The 18774-nt window shown below is 61.5% G+C and carries 16 protein-coding genes; 12 read left to right on the top strand and 4 right to left on the bottom strand.

What is annotated here, in order from left to right; all coding sequences use genetic code 11:
* Positions 1-593: 593 nt before the first annotated feature.
* Both ACWIKB_RS06195 and ACWIKB_RS06190 read right to left on the bottom strand, forming a co-directional pair.
* Entirely contained in the window at positions 594-1382 is a 789-nt protein-coding gene (locus tag ACWIKB_RS06195; RefSeq protein WP_475265799.1) for a transporter substrate-binding domain-containing protein, read from the bottom strand.
* 73 nt (positions 1383-1455) lie between these two features.
* A complete protein-coding gene (locus tag ACWIKB_RS06190; protein ID WP_475265798.1) occupies positions 1456-2433 on the bottom strand; it encodes an NAD-dependent epimerase/dehydratase family protein in 978 nt (325 codons plus the stop codon).
* 91 nt (positions 2434-2524) lie between these two features.
* Between ACWIKB_RS06190 and ACWIKB_RS06185 the strand changes: the two genes are divergently transcribed.
* The gene (locus tag ACWIKB_RS06185) at positions 2525-3415 is read left to right on the top strand and encodes a LysR family transcriptional regulator (protein WP_475265797.1); all 891 of its coding nucleotides are present in this window, start codon (positions 2525-2527) and stop codon (positions 3413-3415) included.
* Here the strand turns inward: ACWIKB_RS06185 and ACWIKB_RS06180 are convergent.
* Together ACWIKB_RS06180 and ACWIKB_RS06175 are read right to left on the bottom strand one after the other, a co-directional pair.
* Positions 3408-4115, bottom strand: coding sequence for a cupin domain-containing protein (locus ACWIKB_RS06180; RefSeq protein WP_475265796.1), 708 nt, complete (start codon positions 4113-4115; stop codon positions 3408-3410). The genes ACWIKB_RS06185 and ACWIKB_RS06180 overlap by 8 nt on opposite strands.
* Before the next feature lie 37 nt (positions 4116-4152).
* Positions 4153-4998: a GNAT family N-acetyltransferase gene (locus tag ACWIKB_RS06175; protein WP_475265795.1), complete on the bottom strand. Its 846-nt coding sequence runs from the start codon at positions 4996-4998 to the stop codon at positions 4153-4155.
* Between the two features lie 241 nt (positions 4999-5239).
* Here ACWIKB_RS06175 and ACWIKB_RS06170 point away from each other — a divergent pair, with 241 nt between their 5' ends.
* From ACWIKB_RS06170 to argE, 11 genes are all read left to right on the top strand, one after another.
* Complete coding sequence (locus ACWIKB_RS06170; RefSeq protein WP_475265794.1) at positions 5240-6712, top strand: aldehyde dehydrogenase family protein; 1473 nt, start codon at positions 5240-5242, stop codon at positions 6710-6712.
* Between the two features lie 465 nt (positions 6713-7177).
* Positions 7178-7846, top strand: coding sequence for a haloacid dehalogenase type II (locus ACWIKB_RS06165; protein ID WP_169369265.1), 669 nt, complete (start codon positions 7178-7180; stop codon positions 7844-7846).
* Between the two features lie 25 nt (positions 7847-7871).
* A complete protein-coding gene (locus ACWIKB_RS06160) occupies positions 7872-9146 on the top strand; it encodes an NAD(P)/FAD-dependent oxidoreductase (protein WP_475265793.1) in 1275 nt (424 codons plus the stop codon).
* 83 nt (positions 9147-9229) lie between these two features.
* A complete protein-coding gene (locus ACWIKB_RS06155) occupies positions 9230-10867 on the top strand; it encodes an ABC transporter substrate-binding protein (RefSeq protein WP_403022679.1) in 1638 nt (545 codons plus the stop codon).
* 45 nt (positions 10868-10912) lie between these two features.
* Positions 10913-11869 carry an ABC transporter permease gene (locus ACWIKB_RS06150; protein WP_054050496.1) on the top strand — a complete coding sequence of 319 codons (957 nt, stop codon included), beginning with the start codon at positions 10913-10915 and terminating at the stop codon, positions 11867-11869.
* Positions 11866-12741 carry an ABC transporter permease gene (locus ACWIKB_RS06145; RefSeq protein ID WP_403022676.1) on the top strand — a complete coding sequence of 292 codons (876 nt, stop codon included), beginning with the start codon at positions 11866-11868 and terminating at the stop codon, positions 12739-12741. Before ACWIKB_RS06150 ends, ACWIKB_RS06145 begins: the two co-directional genes overlap by 4 nt.
* Position 12742: 1 nt before the next feature.
* Positions 12743-14584, top strand: coding sequence for an ABC transporter ATP-binding protein (locus tag ACWIKB_RS06140; RefSeq protein ID WP_475265792.1), 1842 nt, complete (start codon positions 12743-12745; stop codon positions 14582-14584).
* Positions 14581-14889, top strand: coding sequence for a (2Fe-2S)-binding protein (locus tag ACWIKB_RS06135; protein ID WP_163910356.1), 309 nt, complete (start codon positions 14581-14583; stop codon positions 14887-14889). Before ACWIKB_RS06140 ends, ACWIKB_RS06135 begins: the two co-directional genes overlap by 4 nt.
* Entirely contained in the window at positions 14871-16247 is a 1377-nt protein-coding gene (locus ACWIKB_RS06130; RefSeq protein WP_475265791.1) for an FAD/NAD(P)-dependent oxidoreductase, read from the top strand. The genes ACWIKB_RS06135 and ACWIKB_RS06130 overlap by 19 nt, the downstream gene beginning before the upstream one ends.
* A complete protein-coding gene (locus tag ACWIKB_RS06125; protein WP_475265790.1) occupies positions 16244-17398 on the top strand; it encodes an NAD(P)/FAD-dependent oxidoreductase in 1155 nt (384 codons plus the stop codon). The genes ACWIKB_RS06130 and ACWIKB_RS06125 overlap by 4 nt, the downstream gene beginning before the upstream one ends.
* Positions 17395-18552 (top strand): acetylornithine deacetylase, encoded by a 1158-nt coding sequence (gene argE, locus ACWIKB_RS06120; protein ID WP_475265789.1) that lies wholly within the window; start codon positions 17395-17397, stop codon positions 18550-18552. The genes ACWIKB_RS06125 and argE overlap by 4 nt, the downstream gene beginning before the upstream one ends.
* Positions 18553-18774: the final 222 nt, after the last annotated feature.

The following is an 18774-nucleotide window of genomic DNA, read 5'->3' as shown; positions in this document are numbered from 1 at the left end:
TAGCTACTTGCAGAAGCTGTATCTCGCTTGTTTTTGTGATAGGCGACTAGTTTGATACGTAGCCTCTCGGGCTACCGGGGGATCTGTGGGTTGACTTTTCCACGGCTGCACTAGGCAATGGATTCAATAGAGGGAGATGTATGATGTCCAGTAGAGGGCGCCATAAGGGGGCGGATACGCGAAAATTTGCGTATAAACTGTGCAAGGTTCACATTTTTGAGCATTGAAATTGACTTATAAGATTATTCCATAGTGTTCTATGAGTATTATCAGTGCGCCTATCATAGTGATCAACACAATGATTGCCTCTTTTTAGGGCGCAAGGATGGGCCGCTTATTTTAGTTCGTTTTTTTTGTATTGAATTTGTAATTCGTTGCAACAAATGTCTGCTTTTTTGAACAGGTCGACATTTTTCTCTGATCATCTAAGAATGCCAAGAAGTGATATCAATTAGATATCACCTCTTGAGTTGCTGAATAACTTTGCGCGAATATCAGCGCTTGGAAGGCGCAAGGCACGGACGGCGCTTGCGCATGTCCTGACCGCCAGTTCGATCAGGTGAGGCTGCAGAGGCTGCGGTTGCAGGCCAGCGCTATCGTCCAGGTGTCGCCAGCCATTCGCCGACAATTTTCTGATAGTTACCGGTGACCTTGCTCAGGTGCAGCCACTGATCGACGTACTGTTTCCAGGTGATGTCGTCGCGCGGCAGTAGATAGGCTTTTTCGCCGTACTGGAAGTACTGGCTCGGGTTGACGGCACACAGCCCCGGTTTGAGTTTTTGCTGGTACAACGCCTCGGACGCATCGGTGATCATCACGTCGGCTTTTTTGTCCAGCAGCGCCTGGAACAGCGTCACATTATCGTGAAGCATTAGCTGCGCCTTGGGCAGGAAGGCATGCACAAACGCTTCATTGGTGCCGCCAGCCGGTTCGATCAACCGCACCGTTGGCTGGTTGATCTGTTCGATGGTCTGGTAGCGCGACTGATCTTCGCAGCGCACCAACGGCACCTTGCCGTCGACGTCGAGGGTGCTGCTGAAGAACGCCTTTTTCTGCCGCTCCAGCGTTACGGAGATGCCGCCCATCGCGATGTCACATTTGCCCGCGAGCAGATCGGGCATCAGGGTTTTCCAGGTGGTTTGCACCCATTGCACCTTGGCCCCCAGGCTGTCAGCCAGTGAGCGGGCCATCGCAATGTCGATGCCTTCGTACTCGCCGTTTTCGTTTTTGTAGGTGTAGGGTTTGTAATCGCCGGTGGTGCAGACCGTTAGCTGGCCCTGCTGGATGACGCTGTCCAGATGCGAAGGCGTTTCCTGTGCGTGCACGCCCCAGGGCAGGGCGAGCAATCCGCAGAGGATCAAGGTGTTTTGTTTGTGATTCATATAGTCGGCGCTCACTTTCAAATCCTATGAGAGGTGCGCCGAGTATCGCCCAAAGCAATAGCTGTTTGTTGCTTCAACGCTTGAGTTGCGAAAGGCATCCCAACCCTGCCAGGGTCGCTTCGACTGCGTGCTCCAGCGGCGTGTGCGGTTCACTCCCGAGCACCGCCAGCAAACGACTGTTGTCCATGCGCAGCGGCTGCTGCCACAGGTAACGCATCTCCAGCAGTTCGCGCAGGGTGGTCACGAACGGCGAGACGAGACGCGCCAGCCACCAGGGGAATGCACGCACTTTCGCCTGGCCGCCATGTCGTTCGACGCATCGGGCGATGGCGGCGGCAATCCGGGTGCCATCCGCGTCCCAATGCCCGGCCATGTGGAAGGACGAGAAGGGCGTCAGGTTTTCCCGAACATTCAGCAATTGCACGATGGTCTGCGCGGCGTCCGGCAAATAGGCCCACTGATGGCCCACGCCGGGATCGCTCGGCAACTGAATGCGCTTCACCGCTTGCCCGGGCTTGATCATCCCTTGGGAAAACCAACTGTTGCCGGCCCGTGGACCAAAAAAATCCCCGGCTCGTAGCACAATTGCCCGCGCGCCTTGCTGCGTTGCGGTGAGCAAGCGTTGTTCCAGTTCAACGCGGATCAGGCCTTTGCGGGTCTGCGGGTGCTGAGGTGAATCCTCGGTCAACAGCGGGAAGGCATCCGGGCCAAAGTTGTAGACCGTGCCTGGCAACACAATGGTGGCGCCTTCCTGCCGGGCCGCCGCGATGGAGTTGTCCATCATCGGCAGCACCCATTCATTCCAGCGGCGATAGCCGGGCGGATTGACCCCATGGATCAGCACACTGCAACCCCGGGCGGCGTGCATCACGTCCTCGCGGTTCAGCGCATCGCCCCGTAGGTAGAGAATGCCCTCGCGGGTTTCGCTGCTTTGGCTGAGCCCGCGCTGCAGAGCCTGGACTTGCCATCCCGCATCGCGCAATTGGCGTGCCACTTCACCGCCGATGCCTCCGGTGGCTCCCAGTACCAAAACCTTATTGCTGTGCGCCATAGCCGCTTCTCCCAAATTGAGAAGTCATTCTCGTGCCGCAGACAGGATGAAAGAAATTGCTGAATATCCACGACTAGCTATACATTTATGTATGACTAAATCGATTGGCTGGGAACTCTATCGAAGCTTTCTGGCGGTGCTGAGCCACGGCTCGCTGTCCGCTGCCGCGCGTGCGTTGGGCATTACCCAGCCCACCGTGGGCCGGCACATTGCCGAGCTGGAAGCGTCGTTCAAACAAACGCTGTTCACCCGTTCAAGAACCGGGTTGATGCCCACCGAGGCGGCATTGACCCTACGCAGTTATGCCGAGGCCATGAGCAGCAACGCGGCCGCCCTGGAGCGGGCGATGGCCGGGCATGGGCAAACCACTGGCGGCACGGTGCGCATTACGGCCAGCGAAGTGATTGCTGTGGAGGTACTGCCACCCGCGTTGGCGCAGCTACGGCAGGCGCATCCGCAACTGATCATTGAAGTGGTCGCCAGCAACCGCGTGCAGGACTTGTTGCAACGGGAGGCCGACATTGCGGTGCGCATGACCCCGCCGAAACAGGAACAGCTCATCGCGCGCGGTGTCGGTCACGTCGGGATCGGGCTCTACGCGCAGGCTGATTATCTGCACCGGCAGGGCACGCCTGAGCGGCCGGCGGATCTGGCGCGGCACACGTTGATTGGTTTCGATACTGAAACGCCGTTCTTGCGTGCAGCGAGCAAGCAGGTGCCGGGATGGACCCGCGAAGCGCTTTCACTGCGTTCTGACAGCGACCTGGCTCAGCTCGCCTTGATCCGGGCAGGCGCCGGCATCGGGTTTTGCCAGTCGCCGCTGGCCAGGCGCGATGCCAACCTGGTGCGGGTATTGCCCGAACACTTCAACTTCCAGCTGGACGCCTGGGTCACCATGCATGAAGACCTGCGCAACAGCCCGCGCTGCAAAGTGGTCTTCGATGCATTGGTGCAGTGTTTACTGGCGCATACCGCTATTTAACCGCATACACCTTGCGCACATACCGCGTGCTTTTCCACGCACACGGCGCTCCTTGCGGCACGAACACCGTGTCGCCGGTGTTGACCGTTACGCTTGATCCATCCGGTGCGAGCAGGGTCACGCTGCCTTCAATCAAGTGCATCAGCTCATTGAGCTTGTGCGCTCGGCCATGGCGTTCGTAAGGCGTCGAATCCCAGACGCCTACGCGCAGATCGGTTGCCGCGTCTTCGAAGGCATTGCGCGACCGACATTGCGGTGTCGGGCCGATCAGTATTTGCGGCTCCGGCGCTGCTGAAGGCGAGAGCATTGCCAGCGGGTCAATCAAGGTCAGGCCGGGTGTCGGCACCTCGGTTTTCATGGCACAAAATGCCCACTGTGTGCCGGGGTGCGCCTCGATTCGCAGCGTCGTGCCGCGACCGATCACCGCGCTGGCGCCAACCCCCAGTTCCAGCGTCTGCTCAGGGGTTTTCAGTACTACGTGACCGGCGTGGACTACCAGCACTTCGGTGTGCGGAAAATCATCGAGATCAAACACGTCTCCGGTTTCGACGATGCCTGCAGACACGCCATCGACACCGGACCAAGCGAGGTGGCGAGTATCGATAAACGGATCGGCCGCACTCAGTGCCAGCGTTTTGAAAGGCGTGACAACGCGGCTGCCGTCGGCGCGCGCCAACAGCAGAATGGTAGGTTGGGACATACGGGTGACGCTCCAGACAATAAAGGTGTGGTTGTGATCAGCCGATGGCCTGGGTGACCAAAGCGAACTGGGAGATGCCGTTGGCCGCTTGCGGTGGCGTGCCACGGGCCATTTGCGCCACGGTATCGACCTGCTTCAGGCCAGCGCTTTCCAGCCAGTCGCTCAAACCGCAATCCGCCGGGATGTCGATGCGCACGAAGGTTTCCGGCACCTGGGCCAGCAACTCTGCGATCAGGTGTTGGGCCTGCTCAAGATTTTCGGCAACCACCGGGCCGATACCTCGCCCCCGGCCGTAGGGGCGGAGCATGGCGAAGCTGCGCAACTGGCCGTCGCGCTCGATGCCTACCGAAGACTCGATGACATCGAACAAATCGGTCATCACTGCTCGGCGATCCAGCCCGGTCCCGCCGTTGGCCAGTTCCAGCACCCGCGCCTGATCAGCGTTACGCAGCGGCCGACAGGTTTCACCCTCGGCCAGCGGCGTAGGGGCAGGGGGTTGCACCAGGCCCTGATGTTGCTGAACCCGACCAAACTCGACAAAACCCTGGCTGACGTACAGCGGCGCGCCGGCGAGGGTCGCGTTTAAAATCGGTGTGCGTGACTGGCACGCCTCAAGCGCCAGTTCCATCAACTTGCGACCGATGCCCTTGCCCTGATAGTCGTCACTGACAATCACCAGCCCAATGGTGGCGAAATCCCCTTGAGGGCAGGCGAACGCCGTACCGATCAGACGCTCGCCATCCAGCGCGACAAAGCCATCGCTGATGCGCAACACCATCGCCCAGTCGTCCAGCCGATGGGGCCATTTCAACTGCACCGACAAGGCATGGGCGGCGGTCAGATCGGCGTCGGTCATCGGGCGATAAAGGTAGGGGGCGGACATGGCGAGTCTCCGTTGAACAGTGTGCAGGTGCGGCCGATTTTCCGGCGTGATGGTGCCTGTATCCCATCTGCGTGAAGGCCTGACAAGAGGGCTCGAAACATTCGGCAGATTCCGCGAGACAGAGGCCACAAGACCACACTTGCTGCTTAATTGCACCGCAAGGTCGGCAGCAAATGCTTGGGCTTTTTTTCTACGATGGAAGCCTGAGTCAACGACTCGCCGACCCTATTTGGAGTGCTCCATGGATAGCTTCGATCCTCGTCTTATCGCTGTGCGCAGCGCTCACTTTATCGGCGGCCAATACCGCGACGCTCAACCGGGACTGGAGGTGGTGCGGCCCTCGGATGGCCAGGTGTACGCTGAGTTGCCGATTGCCGATGCCGACCTGGTGGACGAAGCGGTCAACAATGCCTGGCAGGCCTTCAACCGCAGTGATTGGGCCAGCCGCCCGCCCCGGGAGCGCGCGCGAGTGATGCGGCGTTGGGCCGATTTGATCGAAGCGGACGCCGAGATTCTCGCACCGTTGGAAGCCGTCGGCTCGACCCGCCCGCATAAAGACGTGATCGCCTGGGACATTCCTTATGTCGCCGAAGGCATTCGTTTTTTTGCTGAGCTGGCGGACAAGCACGGCGGCCAAGTCGCAGCGACCCAGACTGAGCGACTCGGCATGCAGATCGCCGAACCCTACGGCGTGATCGCGGCCATCGCGCCGTGGAATTTTCCGCTGAGCATGGCTTCCTGGAAAGTCGCCCCGGCACTGGCGGCAGGCAATGCCGTGGTGCTCAAACCGTCGGAACTGACGCCGTTCTCCAGCCTGCGTTTTGCCGAACTGGCGTTGCAGGCGGGCGTTCCGGCGGGGATTTTCAACGTGGTACAGGGCGATGGCCGCACCACCGGCGATGCTTTGTGCCGTCACCCACGCATCGGCAAAGTGACCTTCACCGGTTCCACCGCGACCGGGTCGAGCATTATGTCCACCTGCGCACTGGTGGGGCCCAAACCGGTCACGCTGGAGCTGGGTGGCAAGAGTCCGCAACTGGTGTTCGCCGATATCCCGGACATCGCCAAAACTGCGCGCACCGTGGCGCTGGCGATTACCGGTAACGCCGGGCAGGTCTGCGTGTCCGGTTCGCGGCTGTTGATTCAGCGCTCGATCATGGAGCCGTTTGTCGCGCACTTGCAGGCGTATTTCGAAGAGCTGCGCCCCGGCCCGACCTGGTCGCCGCAGAGCACGCTGTCACCGATCATTTCCCGGCTCCAGGCCAGTCGTATTGACGGCATCGTCCAGCGCTCGCGCCAGGCCGGGGCCGAAGTGCTGACCGGCGGCGGATTGTTTGAAGGGCTGGGCGGTGCTTACTACCAGCCGACGCTGCTGGCCGGCCTCGACAATCAGAATCCGGCGGTCTGCGAAGAGATCTTCGGCCCGGTGCTGACGGTGCAGGCGTTCGATGATGAAGAACAGGCGCTGAGCCTGGCCGCCCACGCCACTTATGGATTGGCGGCGGGGGTGCACACGGCCGACATCAACCGCGCCTTGCGGCTGGTGCGCAAGCTGGAGGCGGGGACGGTGTGGGTCAACCGTTACGGGCGCAGTAACGACTACATCCTGCCGACTGGCGGCTACAAGCGTTCCGGCATCGGCAAGGATCTGGGGCGTGAAGCGTTCGAGGCCAATTTGCGCTTCAAAAGCGTGCTGATCGATATCCTCCAATAACTCACAAATCCCCCTGTGGGAGCGGGCTTGCTCGCGAAAAGGGAGTGTCAGTCGACATTAATGCTGGCTGACACACCGCCTTCGCGAGCAAGCCCGCTCCCACAGGATCTCGGCAGACAACAGATCTTCAACAAGCCAAACGGGCGCTTCCTCAAGGAAGCGCCCGTTTTTATTCCGTCCGGCGCAGTTTCTGCGGCCAATCGCGGCACACGCAGGTCGCACAGGGCTATAAAGGTCCATAAGAGCGCACAAATACGGGGTTTGCCCAAGGCTGGAGCGAGCCGCAAAGTCTGCTGAGGGGGGTGGCTAAAACGGTGGTTTGTATCGGGCAGAGGCTGCTTTTAACGCCATCTGCTGATTTCACGGTGTTGTAATGACGGTGTGCTGCAGCGTTGCATCAGCGCTTCGCAAATGAAGCAAATGCTCGTCGCGCCATGACCTCAACGAACTTCAGGACCGCACTCAATGAGCTTTCTTCGCCCCAAATTCATTACGTTCGACTGCTACGGTACGCTGACCAATTTCCACATGGGCACGATGACTCGCGAGCTTTTCGCTGATCGCGTTCCTGCCGAGCAGATGGATCAGTTCGTCAAGGATTTCTCGGCCTATCGCCTGGACCAGGTCATGGGTGACTGGATGCCCTACGACGAAATTCTTAAGACCGCCCTGGCTCGCACCTGCAAGCGTTGGGGCATCGAATACCGCGACGAAGGCCAGCTGTATTACGACGCCGTACCGACCTGGGGCCCGCACCCGGACGTGCCGGCCGGCCTGTCGAAAATTGCCGACAAAATCCCCCTGGTGATTTTCTCCAACGCCAGCAACAGCCAGATCATGTCCAACGTCGACAAGCTCGGCGCGCCGTTCCACAAGGTCTTCACCGCGGAACAGGCCCAGGCCTACAAACCGCGTCTGGCAGCGTTCGAGTACATGCTCGACAACCTCAACTGCGGCCCGGAAGACATCTTGCATGTGTCCTCCAGCTTCCGTTACGACCTGATGCCGGCCCACGACATGAAGATCAAAAACAAGGCCTTCGTCGCCCGTGGTCATGAAGTCCCGGGCAATGCCTTCTACGGCTACCAGCAGATCACCGATATCGGTGGGCTCGCGGCACTGGTTGGTCTCTGAGTCACTACCGCAAAAGGGGTTGGACATGGGCAGTGAATCCTACTGGCTCGACACCGCACCGGCCTTCACCGGTGCCCAGCTCGGCGCATTGCCGGGACAGGTCGACGTGGCCATCGTCGGTGGTGGTTTCACCGGTCTGGCGGCGGCCCGGGCGTTGGCCCTGAAGGGCGCCAGTGTGGTGGTGCTCGAAGCCGGACGGGTGATCGGCGAAGCCTCGGGGCGCAACGGCGGTCAGTGCAACACCGGGGTGGCCCAGGATTACGCCGGGCTCAGCGCCAGCCTCGGTGCCGACAAGGCCCGGGCCTATTACCAGGCCTACGAAAGCGCCGTGCAAAGCGTGGTGTCACTGGTGGAGCAGGAGCAGATTGCTTGCGACCTGATCCGCAACGGCAAGCTCAAGTTGGCCGCCAAGCCGATGCACTACGAAGGCCTGGCGCGGACCTGCGAATTGATTCGCAAGGAAGTCGATGCCGAGGTCGAGTTGCTCTCCGCCGAGCAGACCCGCGCTGAAGTGAATTCGGCGCAGTTCCACGGTGGCTTGCTGCAGCGTAACGGCGTGCAGATGCACGTCGGGCGTTTCGGCGTCGGCCTGGCCGAAGCGGCGGCACGCCACGGCGCGCTGATTCATCAAGGCACCTCGGTGCTGGACTGGAAAGCCCTGGCCGGCGGTTATCAGGTCAACACCAGCAAAGGTTCGCTGCACGCCGGGCAGGTTTTGCTGGCCACCGGCGCCTGTCAGCACGGTGGTTTGGGCTGGTATCGGCGGCGCATCGTTCCGGTGGGCAGTTTTGTCATCGCCACCGAAGTGCTTTCAAAAGAGTTGATCGAGCAACTGCTGCCGGGCCGTCGCGCTTATGTCACCAGCCGCATGATCGGCAATTACTTCCGCCTGACCCCGGACAACCGCCTGCTGTTCGGCGGCCGTGCCCGGTTCGCGATGTCCGACAGCGTCAACGACGCCAAGAGCGGCAAGGTGCTGCAAGCGGCGATGGTGCAGATGTTCCCGCAGTTGGCCAACGTGAAAATCGATTACTGCTGGGGCGGGTTGGTGGACATGACGTCCGACCGTTTGCCTCGGGCCGGCCAGCACGGCGGGGTTTATCACTCCATGGGCTACAGCGGCCACGGGGTGCAGATGTCGGTGCACATGGGCCAGGTCATGGCCGAAGTGATGGCCGGCAAGGTCGAGGCCAACCCGTGGCGCGAACTCGACTGGCCGGCGATCCCCGGGCATTTCGGCAAGCCGTGGTTCCTGCCGTTCGTGGGCGCCTATTACCGCTTCCAGGATTATTTGCATTGAGTTGATGTTGTGGCGTCACCGTCGTTTGCGTTTCAACGCTCCGGACAACCCGAGCCTTCTCATTATCGACAGGTACAACTGATATGACTGACAAAAAGATCGACTCCCCACTGATCTCCGGCCAAGAAAGCCTGCGAGTGTTTGAAGGCCTCAATCGCGGCATGTCGCGCCGCAACGCTCTGCAAATGCTCGGCGTAGCGGGTGTCGCCGCAGCGGGCGCCGGCAGCCTGTTTGGTGCCGCCGGCAAACTGTTCGCCGAAGAAGCCGCCACCCCCGGCAAAGGCAAGCCAGGTGGGCGGATTCGTGTCGCCGGCATGTCCAGTTCCACCGCCGACACCCTCGACCCGGCCAAAGGTGCGCTGTCCACCGACTACGTGCGCCACTTCATGTTCTACAACGGCCTGACCCGTTTCGACACGCACCTGGTGCCGCAACTGGAATTGGCCGAGCGCATCGACAACACCGACGCCACGCTGTGGACCATCACCCTGCGCAAGGACGTAACCTTCCACAACGGCAAGACCCTCAGCGCCGCTGACGTGGTGTACTCGCTGTCGCGGCACAAGGACCCGCTGACCGGTTCCAAAGTCATGCCACTGATGGAGCAGTTCGCCGAGATCAAGGCCACCGGCACCAATGAAGTACAGATCCGCCTCAGTGCGCCGAACGCCGAGCTGCCGTCGATCCTCGCCGTGTCGCACCTGCTGATCGTTCCCGAAGGCACAACTGACTTCAACCAGGGCATCGGCACCGGGCCGTTCAAGGTCAAGGAATTCAAACCGGGCGTGCGTTCGATTGCCGCGCGCAACACCGGCTACTGGAAACCCGGTCTGCCGTACCTCGACGAGATCGAGTTCATCGCGATTGCCGACGAACCGTCGCGAGTCAACGCGCTGCTGTCCGGCGACGTACACATGATCAACGAGGTCAACCCGCGCTCCACCACCCGGATCAAGGCCAGCGCCAAGCACCGGGTCGTCGATGCGCCATCGGGCAACTACACTGACTTGATCATCCGTCAGGATCAGATGCCCGGCAAAAGCGCGGAATTCACCCAGGCCATGAAGCACCTGATGGACCGTGAACAGATCAAATCCGCCGTATTCCGTGGCTTTGCCGTGGTCGGTAACGACCATCCGATTGCCCCCGGTTCGCGCTACTACAACGCCGACCTGCCGCAAACCGTCTACGACCCGGAAAAAGCCAAGTTCCTGCTCAAGAAGGCCGGCATGGAAAGCATCAGCATGCCGCTGGTCGCGTCGCCAGCCGCCACCGGTTCGGTGGACATCGCCGTGCTGTTGCAGCAATCGGCGAAACAGGCCGGGCTCAAGCTCGACGTCAACCGCTTGCCGAGCGACGGCTACTGGTCCAACCACTGGATGAAACACCCGCTGAGCTTCGGCAACATCAACCCGCGACCGAACGCCGACGTGATGTTCTCGCAGTTCTTCCAGTCGAAGGCGCCGTGGAACGAGTCCGGTTGGCAGAACGACCAGTTCGACCAGTTGCTGATGCTTGCTCGCGGTGAAACCGACGACGCCAAGCGCAGCAAGATGTACGCGGACATGCAAACCCTGGTGCATGACCACAGCGGCATCGGCGTGCCGGTGTTCATCAGCAACATCGATGGCGTCGACCAGCGCATCAAAGGCTATGGCAGCAATCCGCTGGGTGGCTTCATGGGTTACATGTTCGCCGAGCAGGTCTGGCTGGACGCTTGATGGGTAGTTGGGTTGTACGTCAGGGACAGTGCAGGAGGGTAGGCGATGAATAGCAACACACTGTGGTTGATCGGCCGGCGTCTGGGCGCCGCGATCGTGACTTTGTTGATCGTGTCCATGGTCGTGTTTGCGATCACGGCGGTACTGCCGGGGGACGCGGCGCAACAATCCCTCGGGCAGTTCGCCACGCCGGAACAGGTGGCGGCACTGCGCCTGAAACTGGGGCTCGACCAGCCCGGTGTGCTGCGTTACCTGCACTGGTTGATGAACCTGCTCAGCGGCGACATGGGCCTGTCGGTGTCCAACGCGATGCCGGTCGGCGAGTTGATGGCCGGCCGCGTGCCCAACACCCTGATGCTGGCGGCCGCCACCGCGCTGGTTTCGGTGCCGGTGGCATTGATCCTGGGCATCGGTTCGGCCATGGGCCGGGGCGGGCGCATCGACAGCTTTCTGAGCTTCTTCACCTTGGCCATGGTCGCCGTCCCGGAGTTTCTGGTGGCGACCCTGGCGGTACTGATATTTGCGGTGAACCTTGGCTGGTTGTCGGCGCTGTCGTATGCCAGCGACATCACCTCGCCGTGGCAATTCATGCGCACTTACGCTCTGCCGGTGATGACCCTGTGCTGCGTGATCGTCGCGCAAATGGCCCGCATGACTCGCGCCGCCGTCATTGATCAACTCGACAGTCCTTACGTGGAAATGGCCCGGCTCAAGGGTGTCAGCCCGATGCGCATCGTGCTGCGCCATGCCTTGCCCAACGCGATCGGGCCGATTGCCAACGCCATCGCCCTGAGCCTTTCGTACCTGCTGGGCGGGGTGGTGATTGTCGAGACGATCTTCAACTACCCCGGCATCGCCAGCCTGATGGTCGATGCCGTGACCAACCGTGACATGGCGCTGGTCCAGGCCTGCACCATGCTGTTTTGTACCGCGTACCTGGGGTTGGTGCTGATTGCCGACCTGTGCGCGATTCTGTCTAATCCGAGGCTGAGAAACCAATGAACAATCTCATTGTGAAATCGACGCCTGCGACCCCTGACCTGTCGGTTGGCAAGGTGTCCCATGGCCCGGCGTGGCTGGGTCTGATCGGCGCCGCGATGTGTGTGATCTGGTTGCTGGTGGCGGTTTTCGGCCCATGGCTGGCGCCGCACCCGGTGGGTGAAGTGGTCTCCGATAATGTCTTCGATAGCATCAGTGCTCTTTACCCGTTTGGCACCGATTACCTGGGCCGCGACATGCTCAGCCGTGTGCTTGTCGGTGCACGGTTCACCGTTGGCCTGGCGTTGATCGCGGCGGTATTGGCCAGCGGCCTGGGCACCAGTTGCGCGTTGCTATCAGTGGTATCGCCGAAATGGCTGGATGAAGTGATCAGCCGTTTGATGGATGCCTTTATCTCGATCCCGAGCAAGATGCTGGCGCTGATCATGGTTTCGGCTTTTGGTTCGTCGGTGACCTTGTTGATCTGCACCGCCGTCCTGAGTTTCACCCCCGGCGCATTCCGCATTGCCCGCAGCATGGCGGTGAACATCGAAGCCCTGGAATACGTGCAAGTCGCCCGTACCCGTGGCGAGCGCCGCTTGTACATCGCTTGCGTGGAAATCCTGCCGAACATGCTCAACCCGGTGCTAACGGACCTGGGCCTGCGTTTCGGTTTCATCGTCTTGCTGCTCAGCGGCATGAGTTTCCTCGGCCTCGGCGTGCAACCGCCGGATGCCGACCTCGGCTCGCTGGTGCGGGAGAACATCGGTGGCCTCAACCAGGGCGCGCCGGCCATCGTGATTCCGGCGCTGGCCATCGGCACCCTGACCATTGGCGTGAATCTGTTCATCGACAGACTGTCGTCCCGACGTAGTCGCCGCACGGGAGGGCATTGAAATGAGCGAATTGATTCGAGTCGAAGACCTGCGCGTGGTCGCCTGTGGCGAGCGCGGTGAAACGGAAATCGTCAAAGGCGTGAGCTTCGCCCTGGAAAAAGGTGAAGTGTTGGCACTGATCGGTGAGTCCGGTTCCGGCAAGACCACCATCGCCTTGGCGCTGTTGGGTTATGCGCGGCGCGGCTGCCGGTTGTCCGGCGGCGTGGTGCAGGTCGGCGAGCACAACATGCTCGCCCTCAGCGAAAAGGAATTGCAGGGACTGCGCGGCAACCGGGTGTCGTACATCGCGCAAAGCGCGGCGGCGGCGTTCAACCCGGCGAAAAAGTTGATTGATCAAGTGGTGGAGGGCGCATTGATTCATGGCCTCGGCACTCGCGCCGTGCTGGAAGCCAAAGCCATCCAATTGTTTCGCGACCTGGCGTTGCCGGACCCGGATCACATTGGCCAGCGCTACCCGCATCAGGTGTCGGGCGGGCAACTGCAACGGGTGATGGCGGCGATGGCGTTGATCAGCGATCCGTTGCTGGTGGTGCTCGATGAGCCGACTACCGCCCTCGACGTCACCACGCAGATCGACGTGCTTCGTGCCTTTAAACGGGTGGTCCGGGAACGCGGCGCGACGGCAGTCTACGTGTCCCACGACCTTGCGGTGGTCGCGCAAATGGCCGATCAGATTGTCGTGCTCAACGGCGGCCAGATCTTCGAACAGAGCGCCACCGCGCCGCTGCTCAAAGCGCCAAGCCACGAATACACCCGAAGCTTGTTGGCGGCGGCGCGGCCGGACACGACGATTCGTCCGCCCTGCGGCGTAGCCGAAGACACGCCATTGCTGACCATCCAAGGCCTGACCGCCGGTTACGGCAACAAGAACATGCACGGCATGCCGGCGATTCGCGTGCTGGAAGACATCGACCTGACCGTGCGCCGAGGCCAGGCCATCGGCGTGATCGGTGAGTCGGGCTCGGGCAAATCAACCCTGGCCCGAGTAGTCGCGGGCTTGCTGACCCCAGCGCTCGGCGGCTTGACCTTCGACGGTCAGCCCTTGGGCGGCTGCTTGTCCGAGCGCACCGACGAACAGTTCCGTCGCATTCAGATGGTGTTCCAGAACGCCGACACCGCGCTCAACCCGATGCACAGCGTCAGCACCATTCTGAGCCGGCCATTGAAGATGTATTTCGGCCTCAAGGGCGCCGCGTTGCGCGAGCGCATCGGCGAGTTGCTGGACCTGGTGCGCTTGCCCCGGACCCTGGCCGAACGGCGGCCGAATGAGTTGTCCGGCGGGCAAAAGCAACGGGTCAACCTGGCCCGGGCGCTGGCGGCGAAACCGGATCTGATCCTCTGCGATGAAGTGACGTCGGCACTGGACACGGTGGTCGGCGCGGCGATTCTCGAACTGCTGCGCGACCTGCGTCAGGAGCTGGGCGTTTCCTATCTGTTTATCAGCCACGACATTTCTACCGTGCGTGCGCTGTGCGACGACATTGTGGTGATGTACAGCGGCCACAAGATCCAGGCCGGCACCCGCCAATCGTTTGCCCAGGCGCCGTTCCATCCGTACACCGACCTGTTGATTCATTCGGTGCCGGAACTGCGTCAGGGCTGGCTGGAAAACTGTGGCACCACTTGCGCTGAGCTGCCGCCGATTGGCGCCAAGGCCAACGTGCCGGAGCTGTGCACTTTCCTCAGTCGCTGCCCGGTGCGGGTCGATGGCCTGTGCAATCGCACCGCGCCGAACCGCCGGACCATCGATGGCGGCAGTGAAATCCTCTGCCACCACGACAGCGCCGAGTTGCTGAAAACCCAGCAGGATGTGATCACCATGAGCCACGGAGCCTACGCATGAAGGGACGTTTTGTGAGGCTGGCCGAGCAGGGCCGGCCGACCGTCAAGCTGCAAGTGGACGGCACCGCCATCGAGGCGTTGCAGGGCGATACCCTGATGGTCGCGTTGCTGACCCAGGGCAATGCGTTGCGCCAGTCGGAGTTCGATTCCGGCCGGCGCGCCGGTTTCTGCCTGATGGGCGCTTGCCAGGATTGCTGGGTCTGGACCCGCAGCGGCGAGCGTTTGCGTGCCTGTTCCAATGAAGTCCGCGAAGGGCTGGACATCGTCACCACACAACCGGAGGCGACATGGCCACTGCACGGATAGTCATCGTCGGCGCCGGGCCGGCGGGTATTCGCTGTGCCGAAACCTTGCTGGCGGCGGGGTTCAAGCCAATCCTGATCGATGAAAATCGCCGGGATGGCGGGCAGATTTATCGTCGTCAGCCTGAAGGATTTACCCGCAATTACGCGACGCTGTACGGCACCGAAGCGCGCAAGGCCCGCGACCTGCACGACAGCTTTGATCGCCTGCGCGGTTCAATTGATTATCGCCCCGACACCTTGGTGTGGAACCTGACGCCGGGGCAGTTGTGCTGCGTCAGCCAGGGCAAACACTCGACGGTGGATTACGACGCGCTGATCCTCTGCACCGGCGCCACCGACCGCTTGATGCCGATTGAAGGCTGGCAACTGGCGGGCACCTACAGCCTCGGCGGGGCGCAGATTGCGCTCAAGTCTCAGGCAGTTTCGATTGGCCACAGCGTGGTGTTTATGGGCAGTGGGCCGTTGCTGTACCTGGTCGCCAGTCAGTACGTGAAGGCCGGCGCGAAGGTGGCAGCGGTGCTCGACACCTCGCCGTTCAGCAGACGTATTGGAGCCTTGCCAAAATTGTTGGCGCGGCCCGGATTGCTGTTCACCGGGATGAAACTGTTGGCGCAGTTGTATCGGGCGAAGATCCCGGTGCATTTGGGGATCAAACCTTTGCAAGTACTGGGCGATGCGGCCAGCGGTGTCAGTGGCGTGCGAGTGCTGACGGCGCGTGGCGAGGACTTGTCCGTCGATTGCGATGCCGTGGCGCTGGGTTATCACTTGCGCCCGGAAACCCAATTGGCGGACCTGGCCGGTTGCCGCATGCGCTTCGACGAGGCGTCCGGCCAATGGTGGCTGGCAGTGGATGAGGAAGGCCGGACCTCGGTCAGTGGTGTGTATGCCGCTGGCGACGGCTCAAAAATTCGTGGTGCAGATGCCGCTGAACACGCCGGTCGGCTGGTGGCCATGGCGCTGCTGGAAGACCTGCAGCAACCGGTGAACGCCGGATTACGCGACGAACAACGCCAGGCCTTGGCGGTGATGGACCAGTTCCGTCTCGGTCTGGCCCAGGCGTTTCCCTGGCCCACCGAACAAGCCAAAGCCTTGCCCGATAGCGCCATCGTGTGCCGCTGCGAGATGATCAGCGCCGGTGAACTGCGCCGTACCGTCAGCGAGAAGGGCGCCTGCGAAGTCAATCGGGCCAAGGCCTTCAGCCGGGTCGGCATGGGCCGTTGCCAGGGCCGTTATTGTTCCCAGGCCGGGGCCGAGGTGATTGCCGCAGCGGCGGGCGTCAGCGTGCAACAAGTCGGCCGCCAACGCGGTCAGGCACCGGTCAAACCGCTTTCGATGCTCACCGAGGAGGTGTCGCCATGACCGTACAGAAAGCCGATGTGTTGATTGTCGGCGGCGGCCTGATGGGTTCGGCGACGGCATTTTTCCTGCGCAAGCGCGGCCAGTCGGTGATCCTGCTGGAGCGCGACCAGATCGGTCAGTACGCCAGTGGCGTGAACTTCGGCAACGTGCGGCGCCAAGGGCGTTACCTCGGCCAACTGGAATTGGCCAACCGCTCCTGGGCGTTGTGGAAACGTTTGCCGGAACTGATCGACGATGATCTGGAGTTCATTGCCAGCGGTCACATGCGCGTGTGTTATCGCGAAGATGAAATTGCCGAGCTTGAGGCCTATGCCGCAGCGCCTGAGGCGGCGCAACTGGATCTGAAGATTTATCGCGGTGCCGAGCTGCACCAGCGCTTTCCGTTTCTCGGGCCGGATGTGAAGGGCGGCTCTTATGCGCCTCACGACGGTCACGCCAACCCGCGTCTGGCTGCACCTGCGTTTGCCCGTGCAGCACGGCGACTCGGCGCGCAGATTGAAGAGCAGACCGAAGTCGCCGAGGTGCAGAAGGTTGGCGGCGAATTCAGCGTCACCACCACGGACGGCCGTCAGTTCAGTGCCGCACAACTGCTGATCACGGCCGGTGCGTGGGGGCAAAAGCTCTCGGACCAGTTCGGCGAACCGGTGCCACTGGACACCCACGGCCCGCAAATGGCCGTGACTGAACCGGTGCCCTACGCCTTGCCGACGGTAATCGGCGTGTACACCAAGATTCCGGAGGAAGTGATTTACTTCCGGCAGATTCCGCGCGGCAACATCGTCATTGGCGGCGGCTATCGCAGCAAACCCGACATGCTCAATCGCCGGGCCTACGTCGAGCCGCGCAGTATCCTCAACCAGATGAATCAAATGCGCCGCCTGCTGCCGGGTGTCGGCAACCTCAACATCATCCGCGTCTGGAGCGGCATCGAAGGTTATCTGCCAGATTCCTTGCCGATCATGGGGCCGAGTGGCACTGTCGACGGCTTGTTCTACGCGTTCGGCTTCTGCGGTCACGGCTTCCAGCTCGGTCCTGGCGTCGGCGATGTGATGGCCGAGCTGATCAGCACCGGCAGCACCAGCACTTCGATTGAGCCGTTTTCCATTCGCCGGTTCGCCCATTTAGCCGAGCAACGGAGCAAGGCCTCATGAAACCCCGTGTACTGGATATTCTCAAACGCCTGATGGCCTTCGACACCGTGTCTTCGGAGTCGAACATGGCCCTGATTGAATACGTGCGCGATCTGCTGTTGAGCAAGGGCATCGAGTCGCTGATCGTCAAGGATGAAACCGGCAAAAAGGCCAACCTGTTCGCCAGCACCGGCCCGAAAAACCTGCCGGGAATTCTGCTGTCCGGCCATACCGATGTGGTGCCGGCGGCAGGGCAGGCCTGGACCGTGCCGCCGTTCCAGGCGACGGTGCAGGACGGCAAGATCTACGGGCGCGGCAGCTGCGACATGAAAGGCTTTATCGCGTTGGCCATCGACGCCATGCTCGACGCCGCCGACCATTCGCTGAGCCGGCCATTGCAACTCGCGCTGTCCCATGACGAAGAGACCGGTTGTGTCGGCGTGCGCCGCTTGCTCGACGTGCTGCACCTGACCCCGGTGCGGCCGTTTTTGTGCCTGATCGGCGAACCGACCAACATGCAATTCGTGCTCGGGCATAAGGGCAAGGGTTCGTATCGCACGTATTGCCGGGGCCTGGAGGCGCATTCGTCGCTGGCGCCGCGCTCGGTCAACGCAATCCACGTGGCCTGCGATTTCATCGCCGCGTTGCGTCAGAGTCAGCAGCAACTGCAAGAGCAGGGCGCCCAGGACGCTGATTACGACGTGCCTTACAGCACCGTGCATGTCGGGCAGATTGGCGGCGGCCGGGCGCTGAACATCGTGCCGAATTTGTGCACCCTGGACTTCGAAGTGCGCAACTTGCCGGCGGATAATCTGGATCAGTTTCTGGAGCAGATGCAGGAACGCGCCGAAGTGATCGTGCGCGAGGCGCGGTTGCTGTCGAGCGTGGCGGCCATCGAGATCGAAACCCTTAACGTCTATCCGGGCCTCGACACGCATCCGAGCGTTGAAGCGGTGCGCTTCCTGAAAAACTTCGCCGCGCCGGATACCGGGACGGCCAAGGTTTCGTTTGGCACCGAGGGCGGGTTGTTCAAGCAACGACTGGATGTGCCGGTGGTGGTGTGCGGGCCGGGCTCGATTGAACAGGCGCACAAGCCGGACGAGTTTATCGAGATCAGCCAGATGGAGGCCGGGGAGCGGTTTCTTGAAGGATTGCTCGGTTCCCTGAAGCTGTAGAGATCCAATGTGGGAGCGGGCTTGCTCGCGAAAGCGGTGTATCAGTCAACGATGATGTTGAATGTTAAACCGCTTTCGCGAGCAAGCCCGCTCCCACAGGGTTTTGTGTTTGATCGTTCCCACGCTCCGCGTGGGAATGCAGCCCGGGACGCTCCGCGTCCCATCCAGAGCCGAACGCGGAGCGTCCGTTGAGGCATTCCTTTGCTGCGCGTGGGAACGATC

The sequence above is a fragment of the Pseudomonas sp. 5Vm1k genome (assembly GCF_056161485.1).
This window is presented reverse-complemented; position numbering and strand designations above follow the sequence as displayed.

Excerpts from the sequence above, each read along its gene's own strand:
- ACWIKB_RS06195 (WP_475265799.1), bottom strand. The coding sequence starts at position 1,382 with ATGAATCACAAACAAAACACCTTGATCCTCTGCGGATTGCTCGCCCTG.
- ACWIKB_RS06190 (WP_475265798.1), bottom strand. The coding sequence starts at position 2,433 with ATGGCGCACAGCAATAAGGTTTTGGTACTGGGAGCCACCGGAGGCATC.
- ACWIKB_RS06185 (WP_475265797.1), top strand. The coding sequence starts at position 2,525 with ATGACTAAATCGATTGGCTGGGAACTCTATCGAAGCTTTCTGGCGGTG.
- ACWIKB_RS06180 (WP_475265796.1), bottom strand. The coding sequence starts at position 4,115 with ATGTCCCAACCTACCATTCTGCTGTTGGCGCGCGCCGACGGCAGCCGC.
- ACWIKB_RS06175 (WP_475265795.1), bottom strand. The coding sequence starts at position 4,998 with ATGTCCGCCCCCTACCTTTATCGCCCGATGACCGACGCCGATCTGACC.
- ACWIKB_RS06170 (WP_475265794.1), top strand. The coding sequence starts at position 5,240 with ATGGATAGCTTCGATCCTCGTCTTATCGCTGTGCGCAGCGCTCACTTT.
- ACWIKB_RS06165 (WP_169369265.1), top strand. The coding sequence starts at position 7,178 with ATGAGCTTTCTTCGCCCCAAATTCATTACGTTCGACTGCTACGGTACG.
- ACWIKB_RS06160 (WP_475265793.1), top strand. The coding sequence starts at position 7,872 with ATGGGCAGTGAATCCTACTGGCTCGACACCGCACCGGCCTTCACCGGT.
- ACWIKB_RS06155 (WP_403022679.1), top strand. The coding sequence starts at position 9,230 with ATGACTGACAAAAAGATCGACTCCCCACTGATCTCCGGCCAAGAAAGC.
- ACWIKB_RS06150 (WP_054050496.1), top strand. The coding sequence starts at position 10,913 with ATGAATAGCAACACACTGTGGTTGATCGGCCGGCGTCTGGGCGCCGCG.
- ACWIKB_RS06145 (WP_403022676.1), top strand. The coding sequence starts at position 11,866 with ATGAACAATCTCATTGTGAAATCGACGCCTGCGACCCCTGACCTGTCG.
- ACWIKB_RS06140 (WP_475265792.1), top strand. The coding sequence starts at position 12,743 with ATGAGCGAATTGATTCGAGTCGAAGACCTGCGCGTGGTCGCCTGTGGC.
- ACWIKB_RS06135 (WP_163910356.1), top strand. The coding sequence starts at position 14,581 with ATGAAGGGACGTTTTGTGAGGCTGGCCGAGCAGGGCCGGCCGACCGTC.
- ACWIKB_RS06130 (WP_475265791.1), top strand. The coding sequence starts at position 14,871 with ATGGCCACTGCACGGATAGTCATCGTCGGCGCCGGGCCGGCGGGTATT.
- ACWIKB_RS06125 (WP_475265790.1), top strand. The coding sequence starts at position 16,244 with ATGACCGTACAGAAAGCCGATGTGTTGATTGTCGGCGGCGGCCTGATG.
- argE (WP_475265789.1), top strand. The coding sequence starts at position 17,395 with ATGAAACCCCGTGTACTGGATATTCTCAAACGCCTGATGGCCTTCGAC.